At 56.6% G+C, this 11,138-nt stretch carries 7 protein-coding genes and 1 pseudogene; 4 read left to right on the top strand and 4 right to left on the bottom strand.

The window, feature by feature from the left end; all coding sequences use genetic code 11:
• A partial coding sequence (locus AC2FLZ_RS02490; RefSeq protein WP_496881696.1) for a hypothetical protein occupies positions 1 to 213 on the top strand: 213 nt, incomplete at its 5' end.
• A 301-nt stretch (positions 214 to 514) separates the two neighbouring features.
• On the opposite strand, the pseudogene AC2FLZ_RS02485 reads toward AC2FLZ_RS02490, so the two are convergent.
• From AC2FLZ_RS02485 to AC2FLZ_RS02470, 4 genes and pseudogenes are all read right to left on the bottom strand, one after another.
• Positions 515 to 1,131: pseudogene (locus AC2FLZ_RS02485) on the bottom strand (transposase family protein); the annotation flags it as partial.
• 241 nt (positions 1,132 to 1,372) lie between these two features.
• Positions 1,373 to 3,202, bottom strand: coding sequence for a caspase family protein (locus AC2FLZ_RS02480; protein ID WP_496881695.1), 1,830 nt, complete (start codon positions 3,200 to 3,202; stop codon positions 1,373 to 1,375).
• A gap of 38 nt (positions 3,203 to 3,240) precedes the next feature.
• On the bottom strand, positions 3,241 to 3,918 hold the full coding sequence (locus tag AC2FLZ_RS02475) for a DUF928 domain-containing protein (protein ID WP_496881694.1): 678 nt from the start codon (positions 3,916 to 3,918) through the stop codon (positions 3,241 to 3,243).
• Entirely contained in the window at positions 3,918 to 5,828 is a 1,911-nt protein-coding gene (locus tag AC2FLZ_RS02470; RefSeq protein WP_496881693.1) for a CHASE2 domain-containing protein, read from the bottom strand. Before AC2FLZ_RS02470 ends, AC2FLZ_RS02475 begins: the two co-directional genes overlap by 1 nt.
• A 441-nt stretch (positions 5,829 to 6,269) precedes the next feature.
• Here AC2FLZ_RS02470 and AC2FLZ_RS02465 point away from each other — a divergent pair, with 441 nt between their 5' ends.
• Genes AC2FLZ_RS02465 through AC2FLZ_RS02455 form a run of 3 tightly spaced genes read left to right on the top strand, consistent with a single transcriptional unit; the run spans position 6,270 to position 11,071 of the window.
• Positions 6,270 to 7,265 carry an HlyD family secretion protein gene (locus AC2FLZ_RS02465; RefSeq protein ID WP_480519323.1) on the top strand — a complete coding sequence of 332 codons (996 nt, stop codon included), beginning with the start codon at positions 6,270 to 6,272 and terminating at the stop codon, positions 7,263 to 7,265.
• Positions 7,262 to 9,955 (top strand): ribosome-associated ATPase/putative transporter RbbA, encoded by a 2,694-nt coding sequence (gene rbbA, locus AC2FLZ_RS02460; RefSeq protein ID WP_496881692.1) that lies wholly within the window; start codon positions 7,262 to 7,264, stop codon positions 9,953 to 9,955. The genes AC2FLZ_RS02465 and rbbA overlap by 4 nt, the downstream gene beginning before the upstream one ends.
• A complete protein-coding gene (locus AC2FLZ_RS02455) occupies positions 9,956 to 11,071 on the top strand; it encodes an ABC transporter permease (protein ID WP_480473994.1) in 1,116 nt (371 codons plus the stop codon). It abuts the gene before it with no gap.
• Positions 11,072 to 11,138: the final 67 nt, after the last annotated feature.

Here is an 11,138-nt window from a genome sequence, read left to right as displayed (position 1 = left end):
CTTTCCCGCACCGCAGCAAACGAGCAAAGCCTGACAAGAAAGGCACTCGCGCTCAGTTCGGTACGCCTCTCTCTGCGCCAGCAACACGTTGTTTTTCAACAATATCGGCTCGAAGAAGACGTTCGCTGCACTTTTTATGAGTGTCTGCTATTCTTAGTTACCGGTCGTTCCGTCATGCTCGAACCTGAGGCTTTGAAGCGCCAGTTCCAATGATTAGTGTGGTATATTTAGTGGTATGCATTTTAATTTCTAAGACTTTATAAATTTTTAACAATAAGTTATATAAAATGTTAGGTTGCTCCTCGGTCCGCCACTTGGTAATTTGTCAGGCGACACATAGTTCTGCCACCAGCGACAGAACCTTGACTTTTTTGCCTCACTTCCTTCATCCAGCACCTAGACCGGTTTCATTGATCCTGACTTCCTTTTGGTAAAATCAGGGCTGATTTGCAGATCAGACGCCGACGGCGTCTGTTCCTGCTGATCTGCCACGTGACGAACGCGGATGGGGCGAGCCTCCCCATTTCCAGTTGGGCTCGTATGCTGTGAAGTCCCGGTTCAACAGGTTCGGCGCGATATTGAAGGCGTTATTGCAGTCGGTCGTCACTTTGTATTACTTCGATCTCTCGACTCGTATGCTATTTTCACGCATCAACCGACCAACACGACGACGCCCGACGCTCAGACCAAGTTCCTTCAACTCGCCAGTCATTTGTGGACGGTCGTGGCTGCTCAGGCTGAGACGAGATCGCTCCTGGACATGAGTCAGCACGACCGCGTTGGTCCGCTGCCTTTGGCTGGCTGGGCGGCTGCAATAAGCGCGCAGGATACATGAGCTGACATTCAGAACTTGGCAAAGGCGGTTAACTGGGAATTCGCTTCCATGCTCTTAGATGAAACTAAACCTCATGGCTTCTGGCTCGCGAAGTAGGTTGTGGCCTTTTTTAGAATACCCCTCTCCTCATTGAGAACCCGGTTCTCCCGTCGAAGTCGCTCGTTTTCACGGGCGAGGTCCAGATCCTTGTCCGACACAGCGCCGGCGTTACGATGCGCCGGTACCCACTTGTTCAGCGTCGAAAGGCCAATACCTAAGTCTAAAGCAACCCGCCGACGTGTCAGCCCGCTCGTCAGCGGAGTCTACACTGCATCAGCACGGAAATCGTCCGTCCGTTTCAGTCCCAAAGTCCGTCTCCTTTGCTGCAATAAGTGCCATCAAAGGAGCGGCATCAAACCGCGACACGTCCAGATCGGGCTTGAGAGCGATCGGATTTCGATTGCATTGCAAGTATTACTAGCCGGGATAGCCCCTGTCTGAATCTTTTGTAGAGCTGAGCAATGCACCTGGGCTGCAATCCATTTGAACTTATCCCGGTTAGGGCAACCTGCCTTCCAGAACGACTGAACGTGCAAAGCGTCCCGACCCGTCGAACCATTGTGTCGGCACGATCTCACTCAGGTCTCGGCGTCCGTTTCGTTCATACTGAAACTGAGCGAAAGCCTTGTTGCCTTTCCCATGGGTCTTGTTCGGTTTCGATGGTAACCAATTTGTGAAATTGACCGGCTCTCCGGTGTACCACCGCCAGCCTGTCACGGCATTTTCTTCCTTTGGGTCCTTCCGGAAGCCGAAATAGGGGCCAGCCTTGTAACTGGTGTTGGTTCGACTGTCATAGCCTTGTTCAAACAAGGCCGGATCATGGGCGATCATGCGCACCACGAATGCGTTCTCGTCAGCCGATGTCAGGGATGCAAGATCGATGCCACAGCTCTCGGCGAGGCGGCGCGCGTCGTCGATCGAGCCGGAATAAATCATGGCGATGTAGAAGCTGCCCCGGTACTTGCCATAGATGCTTTTCCGCAAGCCAAGGCACTTGAGCACTGTTATGATCTCTTCGTTTTCACCCAGCATTTCAAGGTCATCCGGCATTTGACGCACAGCAAATGGATTGCTGACAAAACTATCGTCAGACCCATCCTGCCATTCCATTCGCAAGCTTGCCAGAACGGCCGCATCGACATGGCCCGTCGGATCAAGCCCTCGGGCCTCCTGCAAAGCCTTTATTCCCGCCCGCGTCTTCAGTCCGAACGCGCCATCCGGCACGCCGACCTCGAAACCGGCGGTATTGAGCGCCTCTTGCAGACGCTGTTTCCGTTCGCGGTCCGGTAAAAGGAAATCCTCCATTGTGGACAGGTGGCCCTGTTTCTTCAGCCAATCCGGCGTAATCTCGGCCATGCGCCCCAGAATCTCGGGCTCGACGATGGTGGCCGCCCGGTACTTGCCGGCGACCAGCGACCAGCCACGCATGGTGTTCACTTTCATCGCGGCGCTGATTGCAGTGTCGCGGGTCGCAAGGGGGCGCACGGCGACGGGCTGGGTCGTCTGGTCTGCAGGTGCCAGCATTGCCACCTGTTCGACCTGTGGCACAAGGTAGATGTCTTCGCCAGGCAGTGAGCCATATGTAAATGGCTCCTGAAATCCATCCGTAAGCTCCACCACCCGATCGCGCACCCGGCGAAACATTTTCCCAAGCTCCAACCCCGGCTGTTCGATATGTTCCAAAAGTGCCGTCGCATAGGGGCTGTTCCGGCCGCCCCCGTCCTGCGCCAGCGTTCCACCACGCGCGGCATAGCCCACGACAACCCCACCAGGTTCCACTGCGGCCAGCCCACGCCCGATCGACCGAGTGGCCGACGCGCGCGACATCTGCGCAACGAAAGGATTGTTGCGGCAGGCATCGACCAGAACCAGTTTCAGCCCCGGCGTATCGGCAATCGAATTCACGATTGCATCCAGACGAATGGCCTCGAAGTCGACGTCGCGGTCGCTTTTCAGTGCTGCGTTCACCGGGATCAGGTAGTTGGTATTCTCGATCTCAATTCCGTGGCCCGCGAAATAGACAAGCGCCACATCGGCACCCGCGGCAGTTTCGGTAAAGTCCCGAAGCGCGATGCGCATACCGTTGTAATCCAGGTCCAGACCCGTGGTGACCTCGAACCCTATACGTGCCAGCGATTTCGAGATGTCCTGAGCATCATTGATCGGGTTCTCCAGACTCGAGACATGCTGATAAGCGGAATTGCCAATGACTAGAGCCACGCGTTTTTCCGTCGCCGCAAAGGCCGCTGCTGAAATGGTGCAGATCAGTGCAACGGCCAGCAGAGCGCAGCGTAGAGCCAGACCCGAAAAAGACCGGTATATCATCATGCGTCCCCCGCCTGTTTGCCGAGGGGTTGGAGCGTGTCCTATGGCAGCGAAATGCCAGCAGACCGGACAAGGCTCGCAAACCCCGCATTCCGGTTGACCCGAACTTTACCCGATAACTCGATTTCGACAAAGGGGTGCAGGGCATCGAACCATAATCCCTTGGCGGCCAAGGCCGGCACATCCTCTGCGGCGGGCTCTGGGGCGGTGACCCGTTCCACGTAAGTCGTCACCGTCGCGATGACGGCCCCCGCCTCAGGTTCCGCCAGAACCACTGTCCAGACATAAATACGCCCCGGCTCCAGCACGAGTTCCGAGCGCGACAGGTCGAGCGCGTAGAACCCTTTTCGGAACCGACCGTTGCCGGAAATACCGACTCCGTTCTGCTGCGACCCGACCGGGGCCAACTGCGCGGACATCTGGCCTGAAAAATTATCAGCCAAGTGCCAGATCAGCGGGGGTTTGCCCAATGTGGTCACGCCGCCGCCAGCCGGTGCGAGCACGGCCAGTGCTCCAGCCTCTTGCCCGACATCGCGCGTGGCAGCGCCGACGCGGTCCGCCGGGGCACCGATGGTGGGCGGAATGAAAATGACCTCGTCTGGATCAGCCTGCTGACTGCCTTCGCTTTCTTGCGCCGACAGGGAAATGGTCGAGCCCAGAAGCAGCAGCAGACCGGTTATCAAAGCGCCAAGAGTGTTTCCCGAACATGCCGGTGTCATCATTGCGATGCCCCCCTCTGTGCCGATCCTGTCAGCAAGAATAACGCAATTTCCCGCGACTTGTCGTCGTGGATAAGGTGCCCGACCAACTGAAACGTGAAATAGCGTCCAACGAGTTCTCGAAGATCAGCGCTGGCACAGATCGTGGTTGCCGACGCGCGCCTAACTTGCAACGCTTTTCCGAATGTCTCGATACGGGCTGCGATGTTCACCGTGTCGCCCATGATGTTGTATTGAAGGCTGCCCGCGCTGCCCAACGTGCCGCCCAAAACCACGCCACTATGGAGCCCGATCCGCAGACCATAAGGTGCCAACAGACCACCTTCTGCATTCAGTCTGTCAATCCGGTCAGAAATTTGCAGTGCCGTCCGGCAGGCCGCGACAGCGTCCTTCTGGATGTCCTCCTCGGTCGTTCGAGGCAGCGGCGCACCGAACACCACCAGGATTCCGTCACCGGTGAACTTCTCAATGAACCCGCCATTTTCGCGAGCGACCTGGCTCATTTCATCCAAAATCCGGCTTGTCCAGTCCATGAAGGCACCCGGTTCGGCCGAGCCGCCGACGGTCGTCGAGCCTTCCAGATCAGCAAGAAGGACACTGACGCGCAAGCGGCGGGGGCGCGGCTTTCCGCCAGCAAAAAGGATATCACGCGCGTTCCATATCTCGGCTGTGAGTTCCGGGGACAGATGATCCGAGAACAGTCTGGCGATGGCCTGGCGTTGCCGACGCGAGATGATCCCGACAGTGAGGAGCGCTAAAAGAAAGGCGGTAAACCAAGCAACCGATGTCGGAACGACCGGCAACCATATGCCACGAGACAAAAGGTTCGAAAGCGCCACTCCAATAGCGATGGCAAGGCCTGGTCCAAGTAGTATGACGGTCAGCACAGTGCGCGACAGAACCCCAGCTAATGCCCCGAACAATGCGCTGGCGAAGATTATCGCCAAGTGCGCACTTTGCCCGGGGCTGCGCATCGGTTGGCTGCGGCCCGCGGCATAATCGATTAATTGCTGGGTGGTGGCTGCATGCACCAATACGCCATAGCTGAATGGCGTCTGTGGCGGGTTGTTCAGCGGTGTGCGGAAATCGTCTTTGATCGACTTGCTGGTAACCCCGATCAGGGCGACTTTTCCTTCGATCATGTCCGCGTCTGCTTGTCCGGCGAGCAAGTCGCGGGCCAGTATGATCGGGGCCATCGGCAATGCGTTGGTGTAATCCAGCAGCACCTGATAGCCCGTATCATCTAGCCCGCGATAGCTGCCGAACCTGTCTTCCAGCCGTCGCACCGGCGTCTGACCAAACAACAGGGTCCGGGGATCGTCCGGCCAGGCTTTCAGGCTGTTTTGACCCGTGGCGCGCAGGGCCAACTGTGTGCTGAACGCCAAAGAAATGCGATCGGTGCCGCTGACCAGCAGAATACTGCGCCGGGCGACACCATCCGCGTCGACGGGGATATCAGCAAACCCCACGCTGCCGTCGTTCTGCGCAAAATCCGGCGCCTCGATGCTCAGCCCGCCGCTGTCGTTCAGTTTCACAACCCAGATCGCATTGGTCTTCAGGAACGCCGCTTCGAGTTGCTGCCGCCCCTCGATCACCTCATTGTCGCGATAGATATCGATACCGATTACAGCGGCACCTGCCGACGACAGTGCGTCGATAATATTCGCAATCTGACCATCTGAGAGGGGCCAGCCCCAGGTGCGCAAATCCTCGTCATCGACCGCGACCACGACAACATCCTGTGCCAACGCATCGCTGGCCCTGCGGTCCAAAACCCAATCGTAATGTGCAAGCTCGGGCCGCTGCAGGTAACCTTCAGAACGAAGGCCTGCGAGGATCGTGAAAACTCCAAGCGCGGCAAGACCCGCCACGAAAAGCGCCTGCACCGGACTAAGAAGCCTTCTGTTCATCTTACAAGTTTGCAGTTGTTCGAAGGTAAATAGCAACTTACGTTCGTTGTTTTCTCAAGACCATCGGGGAGTTTGCGGGGCTGAACGCCGCTCAAACCGTGTCTTTGAGGGTGAACTGTACATGGCGGTCTTTTGAGGAACCTGCTAAAGCTATCGGTTCAGGGTCGAGAAATTGACTCCGATATCGGCCACCACTCGTTTTCACTTCAGCTTGGCTGTCAACGCGGTGCGCATTGCCTTAGTGTGCGAAGCCAGGGTTGGTTTGCATGCCATGTTGTTTCTCTTTTGTGGTAAAGTTTCAGGTCACAAAGGCTGAACATGTCCGGGACAGGGTCGCAGAGTCTTTCTTTGCCCTGACGTCGTTGGCTTGATCCAAAGCAAAGCCCACGGTTCAGCAGCAGTATAGAGGAATACCCGCAGCGAGTTTTCAGGCGGTGGATAATGAAGAAAAACTCATTGATTTTTTTTGCTTTGGCTGCGCTCGCGATGGTGGGCGTGGTGCTCTATTCCCTGGTCTCTGAAAATGGAAGCCAGTTGCCTGATGGATTTGCCCGGGGGAATGGTCGGATCGAGGCCGAGCAGATTGAAATTGCGCCGACCTTAGCCGGACGTGTCGAAAGCGTCATGGCGGTTGAAGGCGGTATGGTCGCCACCGGTGACGTGCTGGCCGAAATGGACAGTGATGAGTTGTCCGCCACGCTAGATCGTGCCAAGGCCGAAGTGGCGCTGGCGCATCAGACCAAAGTGGAAGCAGAGGCACTTGTTGTGCAGCGGAAAAGCGAACTGCGCCGGGCCGCGCAGGAGCTTCAGCGCGCAACGGCTCTTCTGACTGGGCAGAATATCTCTGAAACGGTTTTCGAAGAACGCGAAACCATACATCAGGTTGCCGCAGCGGTTCTGGGTGCCGCACAGGCGCGCGTGGCCACTGCAGAAAGCCAGATTGCGGCCGCCGAGGCCGAAGTGCGCCGTATCGAGGCGCTGATCGAAGACAGCTCGCTTTTGGCTCCGACACGCGGGCGTGTGCTTTATCGGCTGGCGGAACCCGGCGAGGTCGTTGCCGCGGGTGAACCAATCCTGACTCTGCTCAGCCTTGAGAATGTATATATGGAGGTGTTCCTGCCTGCGCGCGAAGCCGGATTGCTGCCTATTGGTGCCGAAGCTCGCATCATTCTTGACGCCCTGCCGGACTATTCCATTCCAGCCTTTGTAACCTTTGTCTCTCCTGAAGCACAATTCACACCCAAGCAGGTCGAGACTTTGGATGAACGCGAACAACTGGTGTTCCGCGTCCGTGTGCGCATCCCCGAGAATCTGGTCCAACGCCGGATTGAGCACGTCAAAACCGGGCTTCGCGGTGTTGCCGTGATCCGGATCGATCCAAACCTTGCGTGGCCAGAGGCGTTGGAACAGGGTATCCCGCCCGAGCTGTTCGAATGACGCCAGAGGCCGACATTGAGATTCGCATCACGGGTGTCACGCACCGGTATCGCAGCGATGTCGCGTTGCAGTCGGTTTCGCTTGATCTTCCCAGGGGCCAGCTGGTCGGCTTCATCGGACCGGATGGGGTGGGAAAGTCGACCCTGCTGGGGTTGATCACCGGTGCAAAAAAACTGCAAACCGGATCAATCAATGTTCTAGGTGGCTTGATCGACGACGCCGCGCACCGACGCCTTATCTGCCCGGCCATTGCCTTCATGCCACAGGGCTTGGGTCGAAACCTTTATTCTGAGTTGTCAGTACGCGAGAACCTTGAGTTCTTTTCGGGGCTTTTTGGCCAAGGGCAAGAAGAATGTGACATCCGGATCAATGCGCTGTTGTCGGCGACAGGGCTGGCGCCGTTTGAAGACCGGCTTATGGGCAAGCTTTCGGGCGGGATGAAGCAAAAGCTCGGCCTGTGCTGTGCTCTGATACATGATCCGAAGTTGCTGGTTTTGGATGAACCGACAACCGGTGTCGATCCACTCTCACGCCGTCAATTCTGGGCATTGATTAATGCCATTCGGGCAGAGCATCCCAGACTGTCCGTCCTTGTGTCCACTGCTTACATGGAGGAGGCGGAAAGCTTTGACCGAATTGTTGCAATGGACGGAGGTCGCGTCATCTTTCAAGGCAAACCTGCTGAACTGAAAGGGCAGGACCGGGATCTCGAAACCGCATACCGGCGCTTGCGGTCACACGATGGTTTTGGATTGGCGTCGGAACAAACACCTGTTCGGCAGGTCAACCCGAACCCTGTGATTTCTGCCCGAGGCCTGACACGTCGGTTCGGGGATTTCACCGCTGTCGACAGTGTCGATTTCTCGATCCATCGCGGAGAGATATTCGGTTTTCTTGGGTCAAACGGTTGTGGTAAATCCACCACGATGAAGATGTTGACCGGCCTGTTGCCAGTCAGTTCCGGAGAGGCATTGTTGTTTGGCAACCCGGTTGATGCACGTGATCGCAAGATGCGTAGCGACATCGGATACATGAGCCAGGCTTTTTCGCTCTATGGCGAGTTGTCAGTTCATCAGAACCTACAGCTTCATGCCCGGATATTTGCAATCCCTGATCGAGAGGAGCGCATATCGGAATTGACCGAACGTTTTGGTCTGACGGCCCATCGCGACACACTAGCTGCCGCGCTGCCTCTTGGAATCAAACAACGTTTGTCATTGGCGGTGGCGGTTATCCATCGTCCCCGAGTTCTCATTCTTGATGAACCAACCTCGGGTGTGGACCCCGAAGCACGCGATGTCTTTTGGGCTTTGCTGGTCGAACTTTCGCGCAAGGACTTGGTGACGATCTTTGTCTCCACGCATTTCATGGCCGAGGCAGAGCGCTGCGACCGCGTATCATTCATGCATGCGGGCCGTGTTCTGGCGGAAGGTACGCCCGCGGACCTGATCGCCGCAGAAGGCACCGGCAGCCTTGAGGAAGCTTTCATTTCAGTTTTGGAGGCCGCAGAAAAACCTGCACCTGTCGTGGCACCCAAAGTTGACTTTGTCACCAAGACCAAGGTCACCGGACAAGGTATCGGTCGTGCCCTGACTTACACACGACGCGAAGCGGTTGAAGTGGTCCGTGATCCCGTTCGTCTGGCATTTGCATTTCTTGGCTCGGCGATTTTGATGCTGGTGTTCTGCTTTGGCATATCACTCGACATAGAAGATCTTGAGTTTGCCGTTCTGGACTTGTCTCAGAGCCCGGAAAGCAGGGCCTACACGGAAGAAATTTCGGGATCGCCTTATTTCAAGCAAACGCCGCCTTTGATCAGCGCCACAGAAGGGCGCAGACGGTTGCAGGCAGGGGACGTTTCAATGGTGATCGAGTTGCCACCTGATTTCGGGCGCAAGTTGCGCACAGGTGAACCTACCCAAGTGCTGGCAACCGTTGATGGCGCGATCCCCTTCAAAGGGGAAACAGTCGAGGGGTATGTCGCTGGGCTGCACCAGTCGTTTCTTGACGGGCAGGCGAGGACCACAGGCGAACACGCGGTTGAGATCGCCCGTATTGAACCCCGGTTTCGCTATAACCAGAGCTTTGAGAGCATTGCCGCGATGGCCCCGGCCATGCCCGCCATCCTGCTGATCATGCTGCCTGCCGTGTTGGCTGCGGTCAGCGTCGCACGAGAGCGCGAGCTGGGCTCGGTCGTCAATTTCTACGTAACACCGACAACGCGGCTCGAGTTCCTGATCGGCAAACAGATACCCTATATCATGATTGCCTACGTGAATTTCCTGTTGCTGGCCGCAATGATTATTTTTGTCTTCGATGTGCCGCTTAAGGGCGATCCCCTGCCTTTGGCATTGGGTGCGTTTTTGTATGTTTGGGCGACGACGTCTTATGGATTGCTGATCGCAACCATGACATCCAGCCAGGTGGCAGCGACTTTTGCCACTGCTATCGCTTCGGTCGTGCCTACCATCCAGTTCTCGGGTCTTTTGCAGCCCGTATCAACGCTTGAGGATGGTGCGCAGCTTATCGGCTCTCTCTGGCCCTCATCCTACTTTCTGCACCTCAATGTCGGGGCCTTCACCAAAGGGCTTGGATGGGAGGCGCTCGCACCGGACATTTTGGCACTGGCCTGCTTTGGACCGGCGTTGACACTGATCGCCGCGCTTTGCCTTCGCGCGCAGGAGAAGTGAATGCAGCGATTGTCCTGCATATTCTGGCTTGGCCTGAAAGAAGTGATGAGCCTGCGTCGGGACTGGGTGATGATGGCGCTGTTGGTCTGGTCTTTCACGCTGGCACCCATGATGGAGGCAACCGGCGTAGCGACCTCGGTCAACAACGCGTCGATTGCATTTTCTGATGAGGACAATTCTCCACTGTCCCGAGCGCTTGCCACAGCATATTTTCCACCCGAGTTCCAGCCGGTCGTACAAATCGAACCAGGTAGCGGTCCAGCGCAAATGGACGCCGGAGAATTCATCTTCATAGTTGTTGTTCCACCGGGATTCGAGAAAGACCTAAGGGCAAGGCGCAAGCCTGAAATCCAAGTTCTGATCGACGCCACGGCGATGGAGCAGGCCGGGATCGGTGCCAGCTATATCACCAATATTTTGGGTGCCGAAATTCGCCGCTTTGCGATCGGTGTCGATCTTGTAGATCCACCGCTGGTCGATGTCATCCTAAGAAGCGCTTTCAACCCCAACCGTGATACCGTGCGTTTTGCCGGGATCGTTGCCCTGATCGGACAGATCATGTGGCTTACCACCATTCTGACCGGCGCTGCCATGATCCGAGAGAGGGAGCACGGGACGATCGAGCATCTGCTGGCAATGCCGCTGACCCCGTTTGACATTGCAGCAGCCAAAATCTGGGCCAATGCTGCAATTGTCCTGATCGCGGCCAGCCTGTCGCTGACCTTTGTCATGCAGGGTGCGCTGGGAATTGAAATCTCGGGGTCAAAAGGACTGTTCCTGTTTGGCACTGCCCTGTTTCTGTTCACCGCAACCGCACTCGGGGTTTTTCTCGCTACGATTGCGCGTTCGATGGCGCAGTTTGCGCTTTTGGTCATGCTGATCGTCCTTCCCATGCTGATGCTGTCCGGAGGAGAGACGCCGGTTGAAGGGCAGCCAGACTGGTTGCAGGTCGGGACGCTGCTATTGCCGTCTCGTCACTATATGGCCGCCAGTCAGGCAATTGTGTTCAAGGGTGCCGGTCTCGAAACAGTTTGGCCAGAGTTCATCTGGATGGCTTTGCTGGGCGCTGTCCTGCTGGCAACAAGTCTGGCCCTCTTTCGGAGATCTGTTGAGTAATTGAGCCAAACCGGTTTGGGATAATGTTCAAGGGCGATGTCATAATGCCTCTGGGACGATTGATTTA

The sequence above is a fragment of the Ruegeria sp. YKSF131 genome (genome assembly GCF_059612645.1).
Note: the sequence above shows the minus strand (reverse complement) of the source record. Positions and strands in the feature narration are given on the sequence as shown.